The organism is Pseudomonas sp. C27(2019) (assembly GCF_008807395.1).
In the GTDB taxonomy this organism is placed as follows: Bacteria; Pseudomonadota; Gammaproteobacteria; order Pseudomonadales; family Pseudomonadaceae; genus Denitrificimonas.
This window is the reverse complement of record NZ_CP043320.1, coordinates 2,775,121-2,799,275: the sequence shown is the minus strand read 5'-3', so window position 1 is coordinate 2,799,275 and position 24,155 is coordinate 2,775,121. Positions and strand designations below refer to the sequence as shown.

The 24,155-nt window shown below is 52.1% G+C and carries 19 protein-coding genes and 1 tRNA gene; 7 read left to right on the top strand and 13 right to left on the bottom strand.

Features of this window, described 5'->3' with window-relative positions:
• The first annotated feature begins 99 nt into the window (after positions 1-99).
• The 3 genes from FXF61_RS12840 (at position 100) to FXF61_RS12830 (ending at position 6,714) form a co-directional block, all read left to right on the top strand.
• Positions 100-1,842 carry a potassium/proton antiporter gene (locus FXF61_RS12840; protein WP_151185624.1) on the top strand — a complete coding sequence of 581 codons (1,743 nt, stop codon included), beginning with the start codon at positions 100-102 and terminating at the stop codon, positions 1,840-1,842.
• 78 nt (positions 1,843-1,920) lie between these two features.
• Positions 1,921-5,205 (top strand): mechanosensitive channel MscK, encoded by a 3,285-nt coding sequence (mscK, locus tag FXF61_RS12835; RefSeq protein WP_151185623.1) that lies wholly within the window; start codon positions 1,921-1,923, stop codon positions 5,203-5,205.
• Between the two features lie 48 nt (positions 5,206-5,253).
• Positions 5,254-6,714, top strand: a complete 1,461-nt coding sequence (locus FXF61_RS12830; RefSeq protein ID WP_151185622.1) for a protein adenylyltransferase SelO — start codon at positions 5,254-5,256, stop codon at positions 6,712-6,714.
• Between the two features lie 226 nt (positions 6,715-6,940).
• Here FXF61_RS12830 and FXF61_RS12825 read toward each other — a convergent pair whose 3' ends face one another.
• Complete coding sequence (locus FXF61_RS12825) at positions 6,941-7,228, bottom strand: DUF2782 domain-containing protein (protein WP_151185621.1); 288 nt, start codon at positions 7,226-7,228, stop codon at positions 6,941-6,943.
• Between the two features lie 218 nt (positions 7,229-7,446).
• On the opposite strand from FXF61_RS12825, the gene FXF61_RS12820 reads away from it, so the two are divergent.
• The 3 genes from FXF61_RS12820 (at position 7,447) to FXF61_RS12810 (ending at position 8,933) form a co-directional block, all read left to right on the top strand.
• Positions 7,447-7,812 carry a hypothetical protein gene (locus FXF61_RS12820; protein ID WP_151185620.1) on the top strand — a complete coding sequence of 122 codons (366 nt, stop codon included), beginning with the start codon at positions 7,447-7,449 and terminating at the stop codon, positions 7,810-7,812.
• Positions 7,813-8,082: 270 nt separating this feature from the next.
• Positions 8,083-8,469 (top strand): DsrE family protein, encoded by a 387-nt coding sequence (locus FXF61_RS12815; RefSeq protein WP_151185619.1) that lies wholly within the window; start codon positions 8,083-8,085, stop codon positions 8,467-8,469.
• Positions 8,466-8,933, top strand: coding sequence for a glycine cleavage system protein H (locus tag FXF61_RS12810; RefSeq protein ID WP_151185618.1), 468 nt, complete (start codon positions 8,466-8,468; stop codon positions 8,931-8,933). The genes FXF61_RS12815 and FXF61_RS12810 overlap by 4 nt, the downstream gene beginning before the upstream one ends.
• A gap of 24 nt (positions 8,934-8,957) precedes the next feature.
• On the opposite strand, the gene FXF61_RS12805 is transcribed toward FXF61_RS12810, so the two are convergent.
• From FXF61_RS12805 to FXF61_RS12770, 8 genes are all read right to left on the bottom strand, one after another.
• Positions 8,958-9,053, bottom strand: a tRNA-Sec gene (locus FXF61_RS12805).
• Between the two features lie 17 nt (positions 9,054-9,070).
• A complete protein-coding gene (gene selB, locus FXF61_RS12800; RefSeq protein ID WP_151185617.1) occupies positions 9,071-10,996 on the bottom strand; it encodes a selenocysteine-specific translation elongation factor in 1,926 nt (641 codons plus the stop codon).
• Positions 10,993-12,408 carry an L-seryl-tRNA(Sec) selenium transferase gene (gene selA, locus FXF61_RS12795; RefSeq protein WP_151185616.1) on the bottom strand — a complete coding sequence of 472 codons (1,416 nt, stop codon included), beginning with the start codon at positions 12,406-12,408 and terminating at the stop codon, positions 10,993-10,995. The genes selB and selA overlap by 4 nt, the downstream gene beginning before the upstream one ends.
• 4 nt (positions 12,409-12,412) lie before the next feature.
• Complete coding sequence (fdhE, locus tag FXF61_RS12790) at positions 12,413-13,369, bottom strand: formate dehydrogenase accessory protein FdhE (RefSeq protein ID WP_151185615.1); 957 nt, start codon at positions 13,367-13,369, stop codon at positions 12,413-12,415.
• A gap of 148 nt (positions 13,370-13,517) precedes the next feature.
• Positions 13,518-14,156: a formate dehydrogenase subunit gamma gene (locus FXF61_RS12785; protein ID WP_151185614.1), complete on the bottom strand. Its 639-nt coding sequence runs from the start codon at positions 14,154-14,156 to the stop codon at positions 13,518-13,520.
• A gap of 1 nt (position 14,157) precedes the next feature.
• A complete protein-coding gene (fdxH, locus tag FXF61_RS12780) occupies positions 14,158-15,090 on the bottom strand; it encodes a formate dehydrogenase subunit beta (protein ID WP_151185613.1) in 933 nt (310 codons plus the stop codon).
• A 2-nt stretch (positions 15,091-15,092) separates the two neighbouring features.
• A complete protein-coding gene (fdnG, locus tag FXF61_RS12775) occupies positions 15,093-18,167 on the bottom strand; it encodes a formate dehydrogenase-N subunit alpha (RefSeq protein WP_151185612.1) in 3,075 nt (1,024 codons plus the stop codon).
• Between the two features lie 578 nt (positions 18,168-18,745).
• Entirely contained in the window at positions 18,746-19,588 is an 843-nt protein-coding gene (locus tag FXF61_RS12770) for a type IV pili methyl-accepting chemotaxis transducer N-terminal domain-containing protein (RefSeq protein WP_151185611.1), read from the bottom strand.
• Positions 19,589-19,896: 308 nt separating this feature from the next.
• Here FXF61_RS12770 and FXF61_RS12765 point away from each other — a divergent pair, with 308 nt between their 5' ends.
• Complete coding sequence (locus FXF61_RS12765; protein ID WP_151185610.1) at positions 19,897-20,364, top strand: flavodoxin family protein; 468 nt, start codon at positions 19,897-19,899, stop codon at positions 20,362-20,364.
• A 91-nt stretch (positions 20,365-20,455) separates the two neighbouring features.
• Here FXF61_RS12765 and FXF61_RS12760 read toward each other — a convergent pair whose 3' ends face one another.
• From FXF61_RS12760 to FXF61_RS12745, 4 genes are read right to left on the bottom strand one after another with little or no spacing between them, the layout of a single operon-like run.
• Positions 20,456-20,896 carry a DUF411 domain-containing protein gene (locus tag FXF61_RS12760; protein ID WP_151185609.1) on the bottom strand — a complete coding sequence of 147 codons (441 nt, stop codon included), beginning with the start codon at positions 20,894-20,896 and terminating at the stop codon, positions 20,456-20,458.
• A gap of 30 nt (positions 20,897-20,926) precedes the next feature.
• Positions 20,927-21,208, bottom strand: a complete 282-nt coding sequence (locus tag FXF61_RS12755) for a hypothetical protein (protein WP_151185608.1) — start codon at positions 21,206-21,208, stop codon at positions 20,927-20,929.
• Positions 21,209-21,264: 56 nt separating this feature from the next.
• On the bottom strand, positions 21,265-21,678 hold the full coding sequence (cueR, locus tag FXF61_RS12750; protein WP_151185607.1) for a Cu(I)-responsive transcriptional regulator: 414 nt from the start codon (positions 21,676-21,678) through the stop codon (positions 21,265-21,267).
• Positions 21,675-24,140, bottom strand: coding sequence for a heavy metal translocating P-type ATPase (locus FXF61_RS12745; RefSeq protein WP_151185606.1), 2,466 nt, complete (start codon positions 24,138-24,140; stop codon positions 21,675-21,677). Before FXF61_RS12745 ends, cueR begins: the two co-directional genes overlap by 4 nt.
• Positions 24,141-24,155: the final 15 nt, after the last annotated feature.

The window sequence follows — 24,155 nt, the reverse complement described above, 5'->3', positions numbered from 1 at the left end:
GCTGTAAAAATGAGCTTATATGAAAATTTTAAAATTAATGGCTGGCTACAGGTTAGAATTAATCATCATGTTGTATTGTTCTAAAAAGGAGAGGTGCTTGTGGATTCTGTAGCAACCAATAGTATATTTTTTGTTGGTGGGTTGTTAGTTGCTATCAGTATTCTGGTCAGCTCAGTCTCTACGCGTGTCGGCATCCCCATTTTAGTTATTTTTATGGGTGTGGGCATGATGGCCGGTACCGATGGTATTGGCGGCATCGTTTTTAATGATTACTCACTGACCTACTTGGTCAGTAACCTCGCCTTAGCCGTTATTTTGCTCGATGGTGGCATGCGCACCCGTGTCGCAACCTTCCGCGTTGCGCTATGGCCAGCATTGTCACTGGCCACCTTTGGCGTAGCTGTTACCGCAGGTTTAACCGGCTTAGCTGCGGCCTGGTTGTTCGACCTGTCCTTGCTTGAAGGCCTACTGATCGGCTCCATTGTCGGTTCCACGGATGCCGCGGCGGTATTTAATTTACTCAATGGCAAAGCATTGAACGAGCGTGTCGGCTCAACCCTAGAGATTGAGTCGGGCAGTAATGACCCAATGGCAATGTTTCTTACCGTCACCTTGATTGCCATGCTAGTGGCGGGTGAAACCAGTTTCAGTATGGATTTCTTTGGCAGTTTACTGCGCCAGTTTGGTTTGGGTACAGTGCTGGGCTTGGGAGGCGGCTGGTTACTGCTGCAAATTATCAATCGTATCAGCGTTGCCGATGGCCTGTATCCGCTGCTCGCGGTGAGCGGCAGTATCATGATTTATGCCTTTACCGGAGAAGTGGGCGGCAGTGGTATTTTGGCGGTCTATGTCTGTGGCATGGTGCTGGGTAATCGCCCGATCCGTAACCGCCACGGTATATTGCATATGTTTGATGGCCTGGCGTGGATCAGTCAAATTGGTATGTTCTTAGTGTTGGGTCTGCTGCTGACCCCGCATGAATTACTGCCGATTGCTGTACCGGCTTTATTGTTGTCGTTGTGGATGATTTTGTTTGCCCGTCCACTGTCAGTATTTTTAGGTCTATTACCCTTTCGCGGCTTTAATTTGCGCGAGCGAGCATTTATTTCTTGGATTGGTTTGCGCGGTGCGGTGCCGGTTATTTTGGCGGTGTTCCCGTTAGTTGCCGGCTTACCCAATGCGCAGCTGTTTTTTAACGTAGCTTTCTTTATTGTCTTGGTATCACTTTTATTGCAAGGCTCCACGCTATCTTGGGCAGCACGCAAAGCTAAAGTGGATTTACCACCGTCACCCGCACCCATTTCTCGGGTGGGCTTGGAGATTCATCCGACCAGTCAGTGGGAGGTCTTTATTTATCGGTTGGGCAACCAAAAGTGGTGCATTGGTGCGCAATTGCGTGAACTTAAAATGCCTAAAGGGACTCGAATAGCAGCCTTGTTTCGTGACCATTGCTTGTTGCACCCGACCGGTAGTACCCGTCTTGAAGCAGATGACATTTTGTGCGTGATGGGTCATGAAGATGACTTGCCAGCGCTGGGCCGCCTATTCAGCAAAGCACCACAACGTGGCTTAGATATGCGCTTCTTTGGTGACTTTGTTCTTGAAGGTGACGCACAAATGGGAGCGGTGGCTGATGTATATGGATTAAAGCTGGGCGGCCTCGACCCGAAAGTGACTTTGGCTGAGTTTATTACTGAGGCCGTCGCAGGTGAGGCGGTACTGGGTGACCATATTGAGTGGCAAGGCTTGACCTGGGCAGTGGCGCTGATGGAAAACAATAAAGTGCGTAAAGTTGGGGTTAAATTCCCAGAAGGGAAACGTCCGGAGTTGCCGCTTTTCTGAGTGTGCAGGCCAGCGTTAAAGACTGTGTTTGTTGAGTTTATCTGCTGCGGTTTTAATGAACAGGAATATTACAAACCTATGAGACCGAATCTGTTCTTAGTGCTGTGTTTCAGCATCATGACTTGGCTGCCTGCTACACAGGTGTTTGCTGAGCTGACTACGCTTGAGGTGCGGCAGGCGTTAACCGATCTGCCAGCGCGCAAACTTCCCGAAGCGGAGCAGCAAGCAGCACAGCAAGCATTAGAGCAAACGCTCGCTTGGCTAGATGTGGTTGAGCGCACTGAGCAGGCGCAACAGAAGTTACAGCAGCAATTGCTTGATGCACCCAAGCACATCAGTGAGGCGCAACAAGCGCTGAAAAAACTCTTAGCCACTGCCCAAGATGATCCGGCTCAGCGTTTAGCGCAAGCCTCGGTCAGCGAGCTTGAGTCGCTGTTATCTGAGCGCAATCAGCAACTGCGTGCGTTGCAAAAAGAATTGGCTGATGCCAATAGCTTAGTTATAACTACGCAAACGCGTCCCGAACGTGCGCAAGCAGAAATCAGCAGCAATCAGGCACGCATTCAAGAGATTAATACCTTGCTGAAAAATGCCAAAGAAGGCAGCAAGGTCTTTAGCAGTGAAAAAGCTGATGCCTTGAAGGCAGAGTTGTTGGCGTTAGAAAGCAAAAGCAATTTACGCCGTGCTGAGTTGTCCGGCAACAGTGTCTTGCAAGAGCTGGGCAGTAACCGTCGTGATTTTTTACTCAATAAAGTGCGTCTGCAGGAGCAAGATATTCTCGCGCTGCAATCACTGCTCAATGAAAAACGGCAAGCAGACTCGGAAAAAACCGTTGCGGAGTTATCTTTAGAAGTCAGTAAAGCCGGTAGCGATAGCCTGCTGCTACGCGAAAGCGGCTTGAACCTAAAGCTTTCGGACTACTTGTTAACCATTACTGAGCGGCGTAATCAGCTGACACAGCGTAATTTATTGGTGCGCCAACAGCTCGATAGTGTGCAGCAAACCGATCAAGCGCTGGAAGAACAGATTAGTGTGCTGCAAGGCAGTCTATTGCTGGCAAAAATTCTTTATCAGCAAAAGCAAGCATTGCCGAAAATCAGTTTTGATCGCACTTTAGCCGACCAAATTGCTGATATGCGCTTGTATCAATTTGAGCTGCGGCAATTGCGTGACACCGTCAATCGCCCGGATGACTATGTGCAAAACATCCTCAAAGATGCGTTGCCTAGCGATGAGCAAGAGGCTTTGCGCGTAAGCTTGTTAGATCTAGTGCGCTCACGTGCTGAGCTGTTGGACCGCTTAAACCGCGAGCTCAACGCCTATTTAAGTGAGTCAATTACCCTGCAAATTAATCAAAAGCAACTGCAAGGAATGACCGAAGCGCTGCGTTTGACCCTTGATGAACAGATGTTTTGGATTCCAAGCAACAAACCATTGGATTGGGATTGGTTCAAAGCTGCCCCTGCACGCTTGCAGTACCAGCTCAGTTCAGTGCTGTGGGCCGCGGAACTCAGTCAGGTTGGGCAGAGTTTGCGCAAGCATGCTTGGGTCTTTATTCCGCTGGCTTTGTTGTTGTTGATGGCGATCTGGAAACGCCCAGCGATTTTACAAGCGCTGCGCAAAATACATGCTGATATCGGTCACTTTCGCCATGATAGCCAGTTGCACACGCCGCGCGCGCTATTGTTGAATCTGTTATTGGCGCTACCGGGTGCGATTGTTTTGGCCAGCCTTGGCGCAATATTGCAGGCCGAAGGCCAGGGCAATAATCTTGAAGTGGGGCGTGCTTTATGGAGCATGGCGCAGGTGTGGTTGGTGTTTTACTGCGCGTATCGGATTTTAGCGCCTAACGGTGTAGCGCTATTGCATTTTCGTTGGCCACGCGCGCAAGTCAGTTTTTTGCAGCAGCGTATCCGCACCTTGGGCTTAACCGCGCTGCCCTTGACTGCTGTGGTCAGCATCGCGCAGGCGCATCCTGCTGCGTTGAGCGAGGATGTCATTGGTATCATTTTACTGATGAGCTGTTTGTTATTGCTGGCTTGGATTATGGGACGTTTGGTTTTTCACCGTTACAGCAATGACAGCACCTCAGTATTTAGGCGCTTAATTGGCGTGGTGGTGGTGTCGCTGCCCCTGCTTTTTGCTGCCGCGTTGCTGTCAGGCTATTACTACACCGCGCTCAAGCTCAGTGGACGCTTACTGGATACTTTATCCTTGGTGTTGATTTGGATATTGCTTGAGGCGGTATTGGTGCGTGGCCTAGCGTTAGCAGCACGTCGTTTGGCTTGGAAAAGAACGCAAGATGCTAAGCAAAACCAAGCCAAAGAGTGGGCAGAGGGTGAGGTGGCTACCGATGACATGCTCTTGGACATCTCGCAAATCAATGCGCAGTCACTGCGCTTAGCACGCCTTATTTTATTAGGTCTGTTCTTTATTAGCCTGTACTGGGTGTGGGCTGATTTACTGCTGCTGTTCACCTATTTAGACAACATTACGCTCTATGAAAATATCAGCAGTACTGGCGTAACAGTACCTACAAGCTTGCGTGATGTACTGGATGCCGGCGTGATTGTCTTGGTCTCTATTGCGCTGGCGCGTAACCTGCCTGGCTTGCTAGAAGTGCTGTTTTTATCGCGCCTACGCCTAGCGCAAGGCAGTGCCTATGCAACCACCACATTATTGTCCTATGCGATTGCGGCGACGGGTTTTGTAGCCACCTTGTCGGCATTAGGGGTCAGTTGGGACAAACTGCAGTGGTTGGTAGCAGCGCTCTCTGTGGGCTTGGGTTTTGGTTTGCAAGAGATTTTCGCCAACTTTGTTTCTGGCCTGATTATCTTGTTTGAGCGCCCGGTGCGTATTGGTGACGTGGTGACCATTGGCAATTTATCCGGTACCGTCAGTCGGATTCGCATCCGTGCCACCACCATTACTGATTTTGACCGCAAAGAAATAATCGTGCCCAATAAAGTCTTTGTGACGGATCAGCTGATTAACTGGTCGCTTACAGATACAGTGACACGTGTCATTATTAAGATTGGCGTGGCCTATGAAACGGATTTAGATCTGGCGCGCAAGTTGATGCTACAAGCCGTACAGGAAAATCCACGGGTGATGCGCGACCCTGAGCCCCTTGTGCTGTTTTTGGGAATCAGCGCCAGCACCTTTGATCATGAATTACGTTTCCATGTACGTGAGCTGGGTGATCGTAATCCCTCCATTGATGAAGTGTTAAACCGTGTTGTTTTAAGTTTCCGAGAGCACAATATTGATATGGCCTTTAATCAGCTGGATATTACAATTAAAAACAGCGACGGTCGTGAGCAGCAGCTATTGCAAACCACGAACAATCCGCTGACTAATTAATCAAGCACCGACAGCTTAAAGGCTATGCGTTGCAGGAGTGCCTAACCAATGAGAAGCCTAGACACCCTTGAGTTTGCCCCACGCTTTGCTGCTTTAGGTGATGCTTTTTCTGCGCCGATTAAACCCACTGCGACTGAGCAAGCAAAAATGGTGATCTGCAGTCCTGCAGCCTTAGCATTGTTGGATTTGCCAGCCAGTACTGCCGATGATCCACGCTTATTGCAGTTGGCGGCAGGTCAATGGTATTGGCCCGATGCGACACCGCGCGCCATGGTCTATTCCGGTCATCAGTTTGGTGGCTATACCCCGCAATTGGGTGATGGTCGTGGATTGTTGCTGGCTGAAGTACGCAATACTGCTGGTGAGCATTGGGATGTACATTTGAAAGGTGCGGGCCTCACGCCTTTTTCTCGCACCGGTGATGGGCGTGCGGTGCTGCGCAGCAGTATTCGAGAGTTTCTTGCCAGTGAATATTTGCATACGCTTGGCATCCCCACTTCCCGCGCGCTCTGTGTGACGGATTCAAAAACTATGGTCTGGCGTGAGCAGCGCGAAACCGCGGCGACCTTAATACGCCTAGCACCTAGCCATATTCGTTTTGGTCATTTTGAGTATTTTTATTACAACAAACAGTATGCCAAGCTCGAACAGTTGCATGCGCACGTGCTTAATGATTTGTATCCCGAGTGTCTGACAGCGGATGAACCCTTAGCAGCGATGCTTGGCGAAGTCGTCAAGCGCACGGCTGAAACCATTGCTTTGTGGCAAGCCTATGGCTTTTGTCATGGTGTGATGAACACCGACAATATGTCGATCTTGGGGCTGACTTTTGATTTTGGTCCCTTTGCTTTTTTAGATGATTTTAAACGGGCACATGTCTGCAACCATTCTGATCATCATGCTCGTTATGCCTTTAATAAACAGGTGGAGATCGGTTACTGGAATCTCACAGCCTTTGCAGAAACGCTAACCCGCAATGTGCCTGTTGAGCGGTTGCAGGAAATTCTTGATGGTTATGCGGGGATACAGCAGCACGCGTACTTGCAAGCCATGCGCGCGCGCCTAGGTCTGCTAGATGAGCAAGAGAGCGATGCGTTACTGATTGATAAATTATTGCTGCAGCTCAACGACAGTGCTGTTGATTACACTTTGTTCTTTCGACGACTAGGTGAGTTGCCTGCCGCACAAGCGCTGGCAAGCATGCGCGATGACTTTATTAACCAAGCCGCTTTTGCTGAATGGAGCAGTGAGTTTATTGCGCGCAATGCCAATGATTCACGCACACAAGAACAGCGCCGCACACAAATGCATGCGGTCAATCCGCTGTATATGTTGCGCAATTATTTAATTCAAATAGCCATCGAGGCAGCAGAAGACGGTGATTATGCACCGCTACACAAGCTGCAACAGGTGCTTAGTGAGCCGTTTACAGAACAAGAAGGCTACGCTGCCTATGCAGAACGTCCACCTGAATGGGGTAAGCATCTTTCGATCAGTTGTTCTTCGTGAGTACTGATGAGGGTTTGTCTTTGTCGCTCCTAAAGGGGCGAGCTACGGGCCAGCCGGCCGATCATAATCCATCAAAGTTGTCGTCCATTTATGGGCGGCAAAGCTAACAAAACATAGGTTTTATCAGGATGCCTTGCTGCTCAATGTCGCCCCTGAAAGGACGACATTTTGGGTGGCCGTTTGAATGTCGCCCCTAACGGGCGATCAATATTTTACTGTGCAGCTTTTACCAGCTAAAAATTTCCCATGATGGGATGCGCAACTCTGGCTTGTCGGCACGGATAAAGTTGCCATCGCTGCCATCTGCACGCACTAAAAAGTAAGGCTTGCCGACTTTAGGGATGACTTTAACCGCGTATAAGAAACCGTTAACACGATACTCCTCAACGGTCCTGTCGCCTTTTTGCACAATAGTGACATCGGGCTCACCGTCAAGCGGCTCATTAGCAAAACCAAGCAGTGGGCAGCCGATTAAGACACCGGCTAGTGTTAAGCGCTTAAGAGTGGTACGCATAATTGTTATCCTTTTGTTGACGAAGGAACAGTGTAATACCTTTAGTTTAGCAAGAGCCTCGCTAACCGTGTTGAGTGTTTTGGTTTTGTTTGGGCCTGTCGGGATTTTCTTCTTTGATATAGCATATCGAGCAAGCTGTGCGGTGCTATATGCGCGCAAATCAATGTAAAATAATCATTTTTTATACGGGTGTGTAAAGCACCAAGCAGGGAGTCAAGATGAAACACTTAGTAAAGCACTGTACCAATCTAGTTTTGGTTGTTGGCATGACCGTCTCTTTATCTGCTTACAGCGATGATTCTCCTACAGCCGTTGACATTCAGCAAGCGGCGGCGCAGGCGATGGAGATGGATATTGACCGTCAAATTGGTGGCAATCATCCTGAGCTGAAAAAGGAAATAATGAAAGAAATGCCAACGGTTAAAAGCGTAGCGCTACAGAGCTGTGTAAAGCAGAAGGTAGACGCTTACCGCTGTGTGTTTACACTCGTCTTAGATTTAAAGGGTCAAGAACAAGCCCATGATAGTTCCGCAGTTATGACTAAGGATGAGTCGGGCGACTGGACTATGAGCGACATAAAATAACGTGCAAGCGCTGCCTGCGGTGTTGCATTGAAGTATTAACACTTAACAAGCAGCGCTAAGCCACATTAGTGAGCTTCATCTAGTTTGCAGTGTGAATCCTATGGGTTGAAGCTGGGGATGGTGGTCAGTATTGTCACAGCCAGAGTGCTGGTACGGCAATAGATTGTTACCTATACTCATTTATCCATAAAAGCCACGCATCGGTTAGTTCAGTTGGCCTGTTCTGCAGCTCGGTGGGTTTGTCTTGCGTCATTCATATAGGAGCTCTCCTTGACTGCAGTATCGCCTCAGCGCGTTCTGATTTTAGTGACCAGTGGGCCTAGCACGCCAGCACGTTGTGCTGCGCCTTTTCACATTGCCACACTGTTGGCTTGTCTTGATGCTGAGGTTACGCTCTACCTTACTGGAGAGGCGGCAGAGCTGGCGCGTCCTGGGGTGGCTGAGTCAGTGTTTCCCGAGGCGAATGGTGCACCGGTTATTCATTTTATTCGCCAAGCCAAACAGATGGGTGCGCGTTTATTATTGTGTCGCAAGCCACCAACAGCGGGACAAGCGCTTGACGTAGAGCAGCTGTTGATTGACGAGGTGGATGCGTATGGCAGCGGCGGTGAGCTGGCAACTATGATTCTTGAGTACGAGCGGGTGCTTTCTTTATGATACTAGATGGCATGACTTTCCCAGGTGAGCTTTGGTATGCCCCTGCGCACAGCATGTGGCTGCGCGAGGAAGTTAATGGTGAAGTGACCTTAGGCCTGACCGATTATGGTGTCGCGTTGTTTGGCGATATCTTTGCCTTTACCCCCAAACGTATTGGTTTGCATATCGATGTTGATCGCAGTTTGGGTGTTGTCGAGTTTGCTAAGGCTGCCGCGTCAGCAAAAAGCCCAATTGCCGGTACGGTGGTGGCACACAATGAACAGTTGCAGCGGCGTCCGGCGTTGATTAATCGAGATTGTTATGGCGAAGGCTGGATGATTCGACTGCGCCCTGATGACTGGGCAAATGCTCGCTTGCAGTTGTTGCGCGGCGAGAATGTGTTGGCTGCTTTCGTTGAGCAGGCGGCACAAGACGGTTTTGATCCGAGTGATGAAAACGTGCAGGCACTGAAGAAAAAACCCTGACGGCTATTGGCGGTGGTACAAAAGTGGCGGAGGGCAGTGGGAGTCGAACCCACCCAGGAACGGCTGCCGTCCCCAACCGGATTTGAAGTCCGGCCACACCACCGGATGTGATTGCCCTCCGTATCAGCCGCGCCATACTAGCGCGATTTGATACGTAAAACCATGCTACTTTCTTGGCGTACCCGCCGTTGATTGGCAAAGCGTCGGGTGACACCCAAGCGATCCAAGTATTCCAACAGCTGCACGCAGCGTTTGCGCCCCAATCCTAGAGCATCACGAAATGCTACCACCTCTAAACTGTTGTCGCTCTCGGCCAAGGAGATCACGCACTGCGCCAGCTTCTCGATAGCAGACTCGCAGTAAAAAAGGTCGCGTACCACCTGATGCAGCTGCCCCAAGCGTGCCAGTTTCAGTAGTAAGGAGCGTACCTGTGTCTCGTCACAGTCTTCAATGCGGGCTAGATCACGCACCCAAGGAGGGTTAATGCCGCCGGCTTCGAGATGTGGCCATAAGCGTGTTTTTAGGGCTTCTTCTTCGTCACTCAAGCGCACTCGGTAGTGCGGCATATGCAGCCATGGGCCGCTCGCCGCAAGTGTTGCGTCGGCGAGCGCTTCATCCAAGAGTGCGGTGAAAACTGCCGGCTGCAAATGAGGCAGCCCATAGCGGCGCAGACGGCTGCGGTCAGGCCCAGGCTCGTCGGGTTGCTCTTGATGAAAACGTTCCAGCGCTGCAACCAGCGTCAAGCGATGCTGCTGCCAGACGACCTCACTGAACAAGCGTGGCCCGCAGGCTGTATTTTTGCTGATTGCGCCTTGCGGTAAGAGCCAGCCTTGTTGTGGGCGGTTGAACTGGCGCTCTAGGCTGTCTGGCGCGAGGCCATTATCAGCGCCGCTGAGTAATGTGGGCAGCGCAGCTTCCAATCCGCCTTGAGCCAAAGCCCGCAGTTGTGCAAGCCGCGCTGGGCTGCGTCGCTGGCGGGTTGGTGCGCTTGGATCAAGCACAACGCCGCCGCCTAATGTGTGCCAAGCAGACTGATCACGCAGCACGACTCGGTCGCCATAGACGGCGTTGCTATGGCCGTCGAGTACCAGTTGTGCCAAGCCGCTGGCGCCGGGTGATAGGTGTGACTGTTCTAGCAGTGCCACGCGTCCGGTCAGGCGTTGGGCGCCCACATGCACATGAACCGGCGTCCAGTGTTCCAGTGCTCGTGATGCATCGGCTAGCAGGGTCAAGTGGATATCCAGCCTGCGACTGGGGTTGAGCAGTGCGCCTGCCAGTAGCCAGCTGCCACGCTGAATGTGTTCAGCTTTGAGCCGTTCACCGGCTAGATTTAGCGCCACCCGCTGGCCTGCCTGCGCGACCTCAGCAACACTGTTCTGGGCGTGCAATCCGCGTACCCGAACCCGTTGCTGGCCGCCGTTTGTATCGGCCAGTAGCAAGCTGTCGCCTACCGTTACGCGTCCGGCCAAGGCTGTGCCTGTGACCACTGCGCCTGCACCGGAGACGCTGAAGGCACGATCGATAGATAAACGGAAATAGTTGTTGTCGGCACGTTGCGCAACCTTTTTGGCCTCTGCTAGTAAGGCCTCGCGCAACTCGCTCACGCCCTCACCGGTGATGCTTGAGAGGCTCAGGCAGGGTGCGCCTTGGTAGGGTCCGGATGCCAGCAGTGCCTGTATTTGGGCCTCTGCAGTGGTGCGGCGCTGCAGGTCGACCCTGTCGCACTTAGTGAGCACCACCCACAGCCGAGGAATGCCGAGCAAAGTCAGTATCGCCAGGTGCTCACGGGTTTGTGGCATGACGCCGTCATCGGCGGCGATCACCAGCAGCGCCAGATCAACAGCGCTGGCACCGGCTAACATGTTGTGTACGAAGCGCTCGTGGCCGGGCACGTCAATAAAACCTAGGGTTGTTGCACCGCCCAAGTCTGCATAGCGATAGCCTAAGTCGATGGTGATGCCGCGTTCTTGTTCTTCACGACGACAATCACCAGCATGGCCGGTCAGTGCCTGCAATAGTGCTGTTTTACCGTGGTCAATGTGCCCTGCTGTGGCAATAATCATGCTGTGCTCACTTTTAAGGCTGGCAGCTGTTGAACGAACAGCGCTTCATCATCGAGCTGACGTAGGTCGAGCCATAGAGCGTCATCCTCAAGTCGGCCCACTACAGGAATCGGCAGGCTGCGCAATGCTGCCATCAGGGCGGTTAGCATGCTGTTGCGTTCACGGCGAGCACCTTGTGGGCGTAGGCAGAGGGCAGCGCTGGGTAAGCGTGCGACGGGTTGCGCGCCACTGCCTATCATGCCGCATACCGGCAAGGCTTCGACCTGCCATGTGCTACCCAGTTGTTGTGCTACTACTGGTGCTAGACGCTGGGCTTGGGCATTGATCTCTGCTTCGGGCCGAGTCAGCAAGCGTAGGCTGGTTAAGCGTTGATCCAGCCGATCAGGGTCTTGGTATAGGCGCAATACCGCCTCTAGCGCGGCGAGGGTTATCTTATCGACCCGCAGAGCGCGCTTAAGTGGATGCGCTTTGATACGCTCGATCAGCTCGCGCCGCCCAACAATCAGTCCCGCCTGAGGGCCACCCAGCAATTTGTCGCCGCTGAAGGTAACAATGTCAGCGCCAGCGGCCAGCGACTCTTGTACCAGCGGCTCGCGTGGTAAGTTCCAGCGCGATAAATCAACCAGACTGCCACTACCAAGATCCTCCAGCAGGGGTAGAGCATGGGCGTGACTGATGCTGGCTAAGTGTTTGCTGGTGACACTGGCGGTAAAGCCCTCAATACAATAGTTGCTGGGATGCACGCGCAGGATCAGTCCCGTTTGCTCGTTGATGGCGGTTTCGTAGTCATGCGGGTGGGTGCGGTTGGTGGTGCCCACCTCACGCAGAATCACACCGGCTTGCGCCATAATGTCGGGAATGCGAAACGAACCACCGATTTCGATCAGCTCACCGCGCGAGATAACTGCTTCACGGCCGGCACCGAGGGCGCTAAGGGCGAGTAACACAGCGCCAGCGTTGTTGTTCACCACTGTGGCTGCTTCAGCGCCGGTCAGTTCGCATACCAGCTGCTCCACCAGACTGTCGCGATCGCCGCGCTGGCCTGTTGCTAAATCAAACTCTAAATTGATTGGATAACGCGCGGCCAACAGCATGGCATCGATGGCCTCTTGCGGTAGTAGAGCGCGGCCTAAATTAGTGTGCAGTACTGTGCCGGTGAGGTTGAAAATACGTCGCAGGTTTGGGCTTTGGTAACGCTCTAAGCGAGCAGCGACCTCATTTACCAAGATGTCGTGACTTAGCATTTGCGGCAACAATTCGGCGCGACGGTAAGCGTCTCCCAGTTCTTTTAAATAGTCGCGCACTATTGTGCGCAACGAAAGTCGGCCATAGCGCTCTTGCAGAGCGGCCATGCCAGGTGCGTTCATGAATTGCTCCACCGAAGGAGGGCGTAGTGATTGTGGAGCATTCATTGACTCAGGTCTCCTTGTGACTGCCACCTGTGTTTTTGCCTTCACCACCCGGAGCTAGCAGGAGGTTGGGCGCGCGGCGTTGCAAGCCCTGCTCAGCCAAACGCATGTCAAGGTCAAGGCTGGCGAGGTCTGCGCTGAAGGCTTCGCCGGTTGGGGCAATTTCTAAGTACAACTGTTTCAGGTAGGTATGGCAATCAGGGCAAGCTTCAGCCTTGATACCGTGTGGGCTGTCGTCAAAATGCAGATAGTCTAGCTCGCGCGTGCTCAGGCAGTGGCTGCACTTTAGGCGCACATAGTGCCATTGGCTGGCGCACAGAGAACAGACTAAGTAGCGCACACCGTTAATGGGGCGGCGCTGGTGAATAATCCCGGCGACCGGCAGTGAGCCACAGCACGGGCACTCGGTCTGGTCTTCGCGCTCGCGAATATCCTCGATATCAATTGCTTTAAGCCAGTGCTGCCAAGCGAGCTGTAAGGCAGCGCCAAGGAAAGGCACCAGTGCTTCAGGTACTTGACTAAAATGCCCGCCCAGCAGTGCGCTTGCCCAGCTTTGGCGCTGCTCGGCGTCAGCTTCACGCAGTTGTTGAAGTGCAGCGCACACCGCGTCGGGCAGGTTTTCATTGTCCTGTGTGAAAGCTTCAAGCCATGCATCCAATTGCATATGCCAGCCGCTATCGTGGAGTAATGTGTCGACTGCCAGCGGCGGCATATCATGTTGTAAAGCGGCGCAAAGAGGCGAGGTGTCGAGTTCGGAAAGTTTGGGTGGCGCATCAAGCACGCTCTGTTGCGCTCGACATATGCTGGCCAGCAGGCGCAAATACGCAGCCATGGGATGGCCTTCAGACAAAGCGTCGAGACGCTTAGCACGCTGAGAAAACAGGTCTGCTGGTGGTCGCTGAACGAAGGGCGGCGTCATGGCTGCTCCCTCAATTTCACCCGGTTCAAGAATATTGGAGGACACGAGCTGGCTCCTTGTAGAGATAGGCCTGATAGCCTGAATAAGCGTGCTATAAAAAGTCAGACAGCACCCAAAGGCGCTGTCTGACGTCATAACATTATATGATTAACATCGGCTGGACCAGCGTTTAACCGGTACCAGCCGCGTTTGTTTAGCGCTCTTTGTTGCGCATCTCGTCATACCACAGGCTGTGGTGTTTGCGCGCCCAGCCGCGGCTCACTTTGCCGGACGTCATGGCACCGACGGAACCTTTAACCCATATGGCCGCGTAGATGTGCACGATGATGCTGGAGATCAGCACAAAGGCTGAAAAAGCATGCAGCAGGCTAGCAAAACGAACGATGCCAATCGGGAACAGGCCGCCAAAGTACGCACCCCACATTGCGATTCCGCTCAGCAGTAATGCCGCCATGCTGACGACCAGCACCCAAAACAGAACCTTCTGCCCAGCGTTGTATTTACCAACAGCTGGTACGCCCTCTTCGTTGTTGGTGATGACTTTACGCCACTGCGACAGCCACAGGCGATCGTGCGCCTTGAAGCGGTTGCGACCGGCAAAACGCAACGCCATTAAGGCGAACAGAATGAACATTGCCACCCCAATAAAGGGGTGCAATATGCGCGTCCAAGGTCCACCGCCAAACAGATTGCTCAACCAGAACAAAGCTGGATGGAACAGCGCGAGGCCCGAAAGCCCAGCCATGATGAACAGCAAAGCAACCGCCCAGTGATTGGAGCGTTCGTTTGCACTGTACCTTTGCAGGTCTTGGTTATTGTCATTATTATTCATTTCATTCTCCTCCCGGACCTGAGTCACGATGCTCGACAGGGTCATGATGCTCGACCGACGCCGCTGGCGTGTCATGCGTCTCCTCGTCGTCCTTGACGCGGTTAGGCCCTACACGTATGTAGTGGAAGAATCCGACCGCAGCTACAGCCGCCATACCAAGCAATGCCAAGGGTTTGGTTGTGCCTTTCCAGGCGGCAACCATGGGGCTGATGCGTGGTGCTTTCGGCAGACCACTGTAGAGCCCCGGCTTGTCTGCATGGTGCAGCACGTACATTACATGCGTGCCACCCACACCCGAGGGATCGTACAGTCCGGCGTTTTCATAACCACGTCGGTTCAGATCGGCAATACGCCAGTTTGCATGCTCCTTCATGTCCTCCTTGGTACCGAAAACAATGGCCCCAGTGGGGCATGTTTTCACGCAGGCAGGCTCAAGGCCTACGGCTACGCGGTCAGAACATAGAGTGCATTTGTAGGCTTTATTGTCCTTTTCAGAAATACGTGGCACATCGAACGGACAGCCAGTAATGCAGTAGCCGCAGCCGATGCATTTGTCCTGGTTGAAGTCGACGATACCATTGGCGTACTTGATAATTGCCCCAGGGCTTGGGCAAGCCTTGAGGCAGCCGGGATCTTCGCAGTGCATGCAGCCGTCTTTGCGGATCAGCCACTCTAAATCATCCTCTGTGGTTTGATGTTCGGCGAAACGCATCACGGTCCAAGATTCAGCTGTCAAATTGCTGGGGTTGTCGTACACCCCAACGTTAGTGCCGACATCATCCCTGAGATCGTTCCACTCAGAACATGCCACTTGGCATGCTTTGCAGCCGATGCACAGCGTCGTGTCGATGAGTTTTGCTACCTCGTCCATCTTACGGATCGAGGGGCTCGGCGTGGTGGTAGCAGAGCGCGCGATTATGTCTAATGTAGCCATGATTACACCCTCTCCACGTTAACAAGGAAGGATTTGTATTCGGGCGTGTGGGTATTTCCATCGCCAACAAAGGGGGTCAATGTGTTGGTGATATAGCCATTTTTGGCTACACCGACAAAACCCCAGTGCAGCGGAATGCCCACATGGTGCACGATTTTACCATCCACTTGTAGCGGCCTGATGCGCTTGGTCACCACCGCTACCGCTTCAATAAAGCCGCGGTTGGATGATACTCGCACGCGGTCGCCGGCCTTGATTTTCAGCTCGCCGGCCATCACTTCACCGAGCTCGACAAACTGCTGTGGCTGGGTGATCGCGTTGATTCGACAGTGTTTAGTCCAGTAGTGGAAGTGCTCAGTCAGCCGGTAAGTGGTCGCCGCATACGGAAACTCCTCGGCAGTACCGAACACGCTCATATCGTTACGGAACACCCGTGCTGCTGGGTTGCTGGTCACGCCTGGCAAGGTTGGATGCAGCGGGTTGCGACCAATGGGCGTTTCAAACGGCTCATAGTGCTCGGGGAACGGGCCTTCGGCCATATTGCCTCGGGCGAAGAAGCGTGCCACGCCTTCTGGGTTCATGATGAACGGACTCATGTTGTCTTCCGGTGCTGAGGTCGCTGAGAAGTCGGGCACATCGGTGCCGTCCCACTTTTTGCCATCCCACCAGATGAGGCGTTTTTCTTTATCATCCCACGGCTTGCCGGAGGTATCAGCCGATGCGCGGTTGTAAAGAATCCGACGGTTGGCTGGCCAGGACCAAGCCCAACCCAACGTCTGGCCCATATCGTAAGGGTCAGAGTTGTCACGGCGCGCCATTTGGTTACCGTCTTCTGTCCAAGAACCACAGAATAACCAGCAACCGCTTGATGTGCTGCCGTCATCGCGAAGCTGACCAAAACCTGCAAGCTGCTGACCGGCACGCAGCAGTAACTCACCGGTTTTAGGATCTTTAAGATCAGCCCGCGCTTTGCCATTGTATTCCATGGCAATTTCTTCTGGGGCTGGCTCATCAGGACGCATGTATGACCAGTCCAGATTCATGATCGGATCTGGGAAGGCGCCACCTTCACTCTGATACAGCGCACGTAGGCGATGGAATAATCCGCCCATGATAGCGACGTCGGGACGTGCCTCGCCTGGTGCCTCACCGCCTTTCCAGTGCCATTGCAACCAGCGGCTACTGTTTACTAACGAGCCATTCTCTTCAGCGAAACAGGTCGTCGGCAGGCGAAACACTGTGGTCTGGATGCTGGCGGTATCGACATCGTTATAGTCATCAACGTGCTTCCAAAACTCAGAGGTTTCGGTGATGAGGGGGTCCATGACTACCAGGTATTTTAGACGTGCCAGTGCTGAGCCGATTTTTGCTTTGTTGGGGAACGCAGCAATAGGGTTGAAGCCCTGACAGAAGTAACCGTTCACTTTGCCTTCGTACATCATGTCGAAGTACTTGAGGACGTCGTACATCGGCTCGTCAAGCTTAGGCAGCCAGTCGTAGCCCCAGTTGTTTTCTTGCGTTGCGGCATCGCCGTACCAAGCCTTCATCAGGCTGACATGGAAGCGGCCATAGTGCTGCCAATAGGACATTTGTCCTGGCCGCAGCGCCTGTGGTGCGCGCTTGGCAATATAGGCGTTGTAGTCTTGCTCGTCATCTCGCGGCAGGGTCAGATAACCTGGCAGCAAGTTAGAAAGCAGGCCGAGGTCAGTCAGACCCTGAATGTTGGAGTGGCCGCGCAAGGCGTTAACGCCACCGCCAGGCATGCCGATGTTGCCCAGCAGCAGCTGCAGCATGGCACCGGCGCGAATCATCTGCGAACCGACCGAGTGCTGAGTCCAGCCTAGGGCATAGAGGATGGTCATGGTCTTGCCGGGGACTGACGTCTCAGCAATGGTGTCCCACACCTGCATCATGCGCTTAAGGGGCGTGCCGCAGATTTGACTGACCAGCTCTGGCGTGTAGCGGCTGTAGTGCTTCTTGAGTAACTGATAGACGCAGCGCGGGTGCTTAAGGGTGGTATCAATCTTAGCGTGACCGTTCTCGTCAAGCTCGTAGTCCCAACCACTCTTGTCCGGATAGCTGCGCGAATCAACGTCATAACCGTTGAACAGACCATCTTCAAAGGTGAAGCCCTGTTTCACGATGAACGGCATGTCGGTGTAGTTACGCACGTATTCGTGCTGGATTCGATTGGTATCCAGTAAATAGTGAATCAAACCACCGAGAAAAGCGATATCCGTGCCGGTACGAATCGGCGCGTAAATATCGGCCAACGAGGCGGTACGGGTAAAGCGTGGATCAACCACAACCAGCTTGGCATTATTGTGCGCCATAGCTTCGGTGACCCATTTGAAGCCAACAGGGTGTGCTTCTGCAGCGTTGCCGCCCATAACCAACACGAGGTTGGCGTTCTTAATATCGTTCCAGTGATTTGTCATGGCTCCACGGCCAAACGTCGGGGCAAGACCTGCCACCGTCGGACCGTGTCAAACGCGTGCCTGATTATCGAAACCCAAAATACCCAGCGAACGCACCACTTTGTGGGTCATGTAACCTGCTTCACTGGATGCTGCAGAGGCTGCTAGAAAACCGGTGGTGAGCCAGCGGTTAACGGTTTGCCCTGCGTCGTTTTTTTCGATGAAGTTGGCATCGCGATCGTCTTTTACCAGCCGTGCGATGCGGGTTAACGCTTCGTCCCAGCTGACACGCGTCCACTCGTTGCTGCCTGCTTCACGTACTTGAGGATACTGTAGGCGGTTGGGGCTGCGAATAAAGTCAATCAGGCCTGCGCCCTTCGGACACAAGCTGCCACGGTTAACAGGGTGATCAGCGTCACCTTCAATATGAAAGATTTCCTGGCTGACGTTTTTGCCACCACTGCCGCGGCTATACATAATCAGGCCACAGCCTACCGAGCAGTAGGGGCAGGTGTTACGAGATTCTTTAGTGTTGGCAAGTTTGAAGTGACGAATGCTGTCGGCAAATGCTGGCTCTGGGGCCATACCGAGCGCAGCAAGGCTTGATGCGGCTATTCCCACGCCGCAAAATTTGAAAAATTCTCGACGGTTAATGTCCATCGTATTCATCTCCTCTCATGCTTGAGCATGATTGTAATTGTAGTCTTTTGAGTTGGTGGCTGACCGACACATAAGCGCAGATAAGCTAGAAAATACCAACTGCAAAATGCTAGTAGGCAGAGAATGCATTAATAGAAATCAAGCAAATTCATAATGCCCTTGTTTGATGCTAACAGGCGAGTATTTTTTTATCTAAGCTGTTAGACCTTTGATTGCAAGTAGGCTGACCCCAATCAACGAATCAGCTAAGAGTTAGCGAACTATAAGCGGGCTACTAAAAAGCTTGGCTAGACTTTTTGCTTCTTGCTTGTAAGCCATACAGCATGTTGAGCTGAGAATATGTGCGGGCTTAAAGATCGGCGCAGCGTTGCGAAAGCTGCGCTGTAGGTAATAAAAAGTGGGTGGGAGTAATGACTTAAGCCAATTAATGCATCGAAACAATTGCCTGAGTTAATGGCACTTGCTGTCTTAAGCAGGCAGACGTTTTATTTGCTGATGATGCTGATACCGGTATGGATGGTGTGACTTATGTTTAGCACGAAAGCCTTATAAACAGAGTCAGACCATCCGTACCCTATTTAGGACGGGTCAACGGCTACGTACAAACTGGTAATACGGTCCATTTTCTTAAGTATAGATTCGGTAGTGACCTGAATAAGAAAAGGCACATAACGATCACTTTCACCGAGCTCGAATCCGGAGCGTGAAAATTCCCACTGAGCCTTCACTTCATTTAGGGCTTGGTTTATCTCATCGGAATTAAGAGGTGATTGAAGCAGTAGATTCAAGGCCTGGTCAAAATCGTTTAAGGCTTGCGCAAATGTTTTGTCCAGTTGCTCGTTGCTAACCTGCCAGCTCTTGGCGATATAGAGCATACCGATACGTTGCGACAACATACGCTGACGACCGGATATATTAATCAGTTCGCCCTTTTCTTTACCCGAATAGGCTTCGAATAGCTGAACATTTTTTTCACACAACTCAAGTAAGCGGGAGCTGTCTTCGATGACAGACAGTGCTTGGCTTTGCTCTGGTTTGCTAATTGCTGTTTGACGGAATGTATTCCACTCACTGCGAATATCTTGCAGAGACTGGGTGATTTCAGCTGTAGGCGAGAATCTTTCCAACTCTCCAAGAGATTCCTCGAAAAGGGCTACGCTGGTGTCCAGCTGGGTCTGCGCCTTGTCCGCCGCAGTGTCCTGACCAATCAGCAAATAGGACTTGGTGATGCGCTGGGACAACATCCGTTGCATACCGGCCTTGTTGATAGCAGAGTCTATCGTTAATGTGTCTGCGCTAGCGCTCATTGGGATAAAGGCGAGCGTAATGATCAGTGCTGTTGTTAGCAAAGACAAAATCACCGACTGTATTGAATGTCCAGCAATCAACTGGAACCTAGGCATCCTAAAACTGAGCTGCATCGGTTATTCCTCCGACAATAGTGCAAAAAGGCATCTGAAAAATTCATTTACCCCCCAAGGAGTGGTGCCCCGATACTATAGCAGCTGGGGCAAGTTGTCCTTAAAAAGGATTATTTAAAAAGCCTTACTTCATTTTTTGCAATTTTTTTATGCAAGCTTTGTCTGCAGTCTGAAGCACGCATAAGGGTTGAACTGTGGCGTCTAATAGTGTGCTTAGATCGCTCGCTGCTGACGGCTGCATGTCGTTTTTCTGGTAGAAGCCATATAGGATGTAAAAAGCATATATCCACTTCAGTACGGAGTCCGTCATGACGAAAAAGACACTACTCATCATTGCTCATGCACCTTCTGAAAACACCAAAAGAATGCTTGAGGCGGTTGCCGGTGGTGCATCTCATCCGGAGCTTACACGTGTAGTGGTGCGCTGTCTGGCACCGTTGCAAACGCAGCCAGAAGATATCATTGCAGCCGATGCCGTTATTTTCGGTACGACGGAAAATTTTGGCTATATGGCTGGTCTAATTAAAGACGTGTTTGATAGATGCTACTACCCATGCCTTGAGCATACAGAGGGACTGCCCTTCGCCTTTTATGTCCGAGCAGGCCTAGATGGCACAGGTACTATTCGGGCGATTGAGAGTATCACCCAAGGCTTGCGCTGGACGTTAGTGCAAGCACCGTTGCTCTGCAAAGGCACTTGGGATGAGGCGTTTTTAGCGCAATGCGAAGAACTGGGTATGTCGATCGCGGCAGGCTTAGACGCAGGCATTTTTTAGTGTATTTAAGTGCTTTTGTCGCCCATGAGTGGACGACAAAAGCGAGCATACACATGCCAACGTCAGCCCTAACGTGCCGACCTAAAGCTACTTATAAAGTAATATAAATGCCAGTCGGCTTACCTTGTGCGTCCAGTTGCAGCACTTGCAAACTGCCTTTCTTTTCTGGGCCCATGCCGGGTGAATTGTATGGCATTCCAGGTAAAGCAATACCTTTGATCTCAGGTTGCTCTGTCAGCATCTTATTGATCGCAGCAACCGGTACATGCCCTTCAACCACATAGCCTTCAATTTCTACAGTATGGCAACTGGCCGCTTGCGCAGTGCCTAAGCGCTGTTTAACTGGGGTCATATTGGCATGGTTGATTTGCGTGACGTTAAAGCCGTTGTCTTCTAAATAATGCGCATATTCAACGCAGCAACCGCAATTTGGATCTTTGTGCAGCGTGGCGTCGATGGGTGCAGCCAATACTTGATTAGCCAATACGCTGAGTGCGCCGATAGAGATCAGGCGAGTGAATAATTTTTTCATGGTGGTGCTCCTAAGTTAAAAGAAAATTGATTAACTTAAGACCATCTTGGGAGGCTGTGTCAGCGGAGTAATGTCTCTGGAGCTGAAAAAATAGGGCAGCAGGCTTGAGTGCGCTGCATGGGGACGGGAAATCATTAATGGCTGCTGGGTGATCAGCGCATACAAGCAGCAGTGGTGCACAGTGCCAGCACAATCTGCTTCACAGTCAATCGCCACAGAGGTGCTTGGCTCATGCTGGCTGTGCATGCTGCTGGCTTGCGGCTCAGGTGCAGGCTGTGCGAAAGCGAGCGGCAGCGAGAGAAAAATCAACATCAGCAGCATCAGCACAGTGCAAATGTTGCTGGACAGCAGCGCCCTGAGCCGTTGCATTACGCTTGACTCGGCAATGGATTGTTGGCGTGTGCCAAGCCATCGAGAATCGGACAGGCCGGCTCATCATCGCCGTGGCATTGATTAACTAATTCCGCGAGCTGCTGGCGCATACTTTGCAAATGCATAATATCTTGATCCAGTTCGGCCATATATTGCTGCGCTAAGGCTTTAACGTCAGCACTGTGTCGATCAGTATTCTGCCATAAATCGAGCAGTGTTTTAATCCGCTCTAAAGAAAAACCTAAATCGCGCGCTCGCTTAATAAAACGCAGCTGCTGCACGCCGCTATCATTGTAAAGGCGATAACCGGCGTCGCTGCGCGGTGCTGGTGCGAGCAAACCGGTTTCTTCATAGTAGCGAATCATCTTACGGCTGACGCCTGATGCGGCAGCAGCTTCACCGATATTCATATGGCCTCCAGCGGTGCTTTAAAGCCACGCAAACGCAGGGCGTTAGTGACGACAAAGACACTTGATAATGCCATCGCACCCGCGGCTAAAATGGGCGACAACAAAGTGCCATTAAACGGATAGAGAATCCCTGCGGCGACTGGAATCAAGGCAATGTTATAAGCAAAGGCCCAGAACAGGTTTTGGCTGATATTGCGCAAGGTGGCTTTGGATAAGGCCAGCGCATTAATCACCCCTGTTAAATGACCTGACATCAGCACCACGTCCGCAGCGTCCATGGCAATGTCGGTACCGGTACCAATGGCAATACCCACTTCGGCAGCAGCCAAAGCCGGTGCATCATTAATGCCATCGCCGACGTAGGCCACTTTGCCATATTTGTCTTGCAGCACTTTAACCGCTTCGACTTTAGCTTCGGGCAAGACTTGCGCCACCACATGGTCAATACCCAGTTGTTTAGCAATGGCGTTGGCGGTGTGTTGGTTGTCGCCGGTAATCATCGCCACTTTTAAGCCTTGCTTGTGCAGATGATCAATCGCCGCTTTACTGCTCGATTTAATCGGATCGCTGACTGCCATCATCACCGCAAGCTGGCCATCAATCGCCGCATACATGGGGGATTTACCTTGCTCACCCAGCTGCTGGGCTTGCGCGGCAAAGTCATCGGTGTTGATGTCTAAGCTGTTCATAAAACGGTCTGCGCCAATCTGTATCAGCTTGCCGTCGACCGTTGCTTGCACGCCCATACCGGTGATGGATTGAAACTCGCTAATGCTAGGGATTTGCAGTTCACGCTTTTCAGCCGCTTGCACAATGGCCAGCGCGATGGGATGTTCGGACTGCTGTTCAACCGCAGCCACCAGCGCTAAAACGCGATCCTCTTGCTGGCCATCGGTCACGCTAAAGTCAGTGAGCTGTGGCTTACCTTCAGTTAGGGTGCCGGTTTTATCCACGGCTATGACTTTGACATCTTTGAGCTCTTGCAGGGCTTGACCTTGGCGAAACAAAATACCCAGCTGCGCTGCGCGTCCGGTACCGACCATAATCGATGTCGGCGTGGCCAAACCCATAGCGCAGGGGCAGGCAATAATTAACACTGCTACAGCATTAACCAGAGCCAAGCTCAGAGCAGGCGCAGGTGCGAAAATCATCCAGACAATAAAGGTCAATAACGCCGCAACCATCACTGCTGGGACAAACCATAAGGTCACTCGATCAACTAAACCTTGAATCGGTAGTTTGCTGCCTTGGGCTTGTTCAACCAAGCGAATAATATGCGCTAGCACAGTATTAGCACCGACCTGCTCGACCTTCACCTGCAGGCTGCCGGTTTGGTTAACGGTACCGCCAATCACTTTGGCATCCGTTTCTTTTTCCACTGGCACCGGCTCACCGGTGAGCATGGACTCATCCACAAAACTTTGCCCAGAGACAACCACGCCATCCAGAGCAATGCGCTCACCGGGACGGATGTCTAATACATCGCCGGTTTTGATCTCGGCCACCGGCTTATCGATACTTTTACCATTGACCAGCACGCGTGCCTCACGCGGCTGTAGATTGATCAAGCGTTTGATGGCGTCTGCCGCATTGCCCTTAGCTCGCGCCTCCATATACCGGCCAAGCAAAATCAACGCGATAATCACCGCAGCTGCTTCAAAGTAAACATTGACGGTGGCTTCGGGCAGCAGCGACGGAATAAAAGTGGCGATCAATGAGTAGCCAAAGGCCGACAGCGTACCCAGCGCCACCAGTGAGTTCATATCCGGTGCGAGGCGGCGCAAACCGTGCCAACCCATGATTAAGATCTCACGGCCCGGACCAAACAGCACCAGCGCAGCTAAGATAGCTTGCACATACCATAGGTGCTGGGTATTAAAGGTGCGCTCTAAAAAAGCATGGAACGGCGGGATAAAGTGCGCGCCCATTTCTAAGATAAATAAGGGCGTAGCGAATAAAAAGGCGTACTTTAATTTTGTTTTCAGCTGCGCTTGTTCCGCTTCTTGGCGGGTGTTGAGGTCATCGGCTTTGCGCTGATTATCGACAAGCACCTCGGCAGGGTAGTTGTGCTCAGTCAACCACTGGCTGATGACATCGGGATCTTCACCGGCGAGCAACTGCACATGCGCTTGCTTGGTGGCGAGGTTGACTTGATAGCTGATGGCTACTGGGCTTTGCGCGAGGGCCTTTTCAATACGGCCGACACATGAACCACAATTCATTCCGGTTACCGCGTAATCAAAACCATGTAAAGGCACTTGATAACCGCTTTCCTCTACAGCGTCTACCAGGGTTTTTAATGCAACAGGCTCGGCCAAGCTGACAATCACTTCAGCAGTAACCAGATTCACCACCGCTTGCTCAACCCCAGGCACTTTCAGCAGGCCACGTTCAACACGCCCAGCACAGGACGCACAGGTCATACCGCGTACTGGAATTTGTAGCGTCTGTAAGGTTGCCATGTCATCACCCTCCAC

What these genes read in the sequence shown, in the direction of transcription:
- mscK (WP_151185623.1), top strand. Translation starts at nt 1,921, where the DNA reads ATGAGACCGAATCTGTTCTTAGTGCTGTGTTTCAGCATCATGACTTGG.
- FXF61_RS12830 (WP_151185622.1), top strand. Translation starts at nt 5,254, where the DNA reads ATGAGAAGCCTAGACACCCTTGAGTTTGCCCCACGCTTTGCTGCTTTA.
- FXF61_RS12825 (WP_151185621.1), bottom strand. Translation starts at nt 7,228, where the DNA reads ATGCGTACCACTCTTAAGCGCTTAACACTAGCCGGTGTCTTAATCGGC.
- FXF61_RS12820 (WP_151185620.1), top strand. Translation starts at nt 7,447, where the DNA reads ATGAAACACTTAGTAAAGCACTGTACCAATCTAGTTTTGGTTGTTGGC.
- FXF61_RS12810 (WP_151185618.1), top strand. Translation starts at nt 8,466, where the DNA reads ATGATACTAGATGGCATGACTTTCCCAGGTGAGCTTTGGTATGCCCCT.
- selB (WP_151185617.1), bottom strand. Translation starts at nt 10,996, where the DNA reads ATGATTATTGCCACAGCAGGGCACATTGACCACGGTAAAACAGCACTA.
- selA (WP_151185616.1), bottom strand. Translation starts at nt 12,408, where the DNA reads ATGAATGCTCCACAATCACTACGCCCTCCTTCGGTGGAGCAATTCATG.
- FXF61_RS12785 (WP_151185614.1), bottom strand. Translation starts at nt 14,156, where the DNA reads ATGAATAATAATGACAATAACCAAGACCTGCAAAGGTACAGTGCAAAC.
- fdxH (WP_151185613.1), bottom strand. Translation starts at nt 15,090, where the DNA reads ATGGCTACATTAGACATAATCGCGCGCTCTGCTACCACCACGCCGAGC.
- FXF61_RS12770 (WP_151185611.1), bottom strand. Translation starts at nt 19,588, where the DNA reads ATGCAGCTCAGTTTTAGGATGCCTAGGTTCCAGTTGATTGCTGGACAT.
- FXF61_RS12765 (WP_151185610.1), top strand. Translation starts at nt 19,897, where the DNA reads ATGACGAAAAAGACACTACTCATCATTGCTCATGCACCTTCTGAAAAC.
- FXF61_RS12760 (WP_151185609.1), bottom strand. Translation starts at nt 20,896, where the DNA reads ATGAAAAAATTATTCACTCGCCTGATCTCTATCGGCGCACTCAGCGTA.
- FXF61_RS12755 (WP_151185608.1), bottom strand. Translation starts at nt 21,208, where the DNA reads ATGTTGATTTTTCTCTCGCTGCCGCTCGCTTTCGCACAGCCTGCACCT.
- cueR (WP_151185607.1), bottom strand. Translation starts at nt 21,678, where the DNA reads ATGAATATCGGTGAAGCTGCTGCCGCATCAGGCGTCAGCCGTAAGATG.
- FXF61_RS12745 (WP_151185606.1), bottom strand. Translation starts at nt 24,140, where the DNA reads ATGGCAACCTTACAGACGCTACAAATTCCAGTACGCGGTATGACCTGT.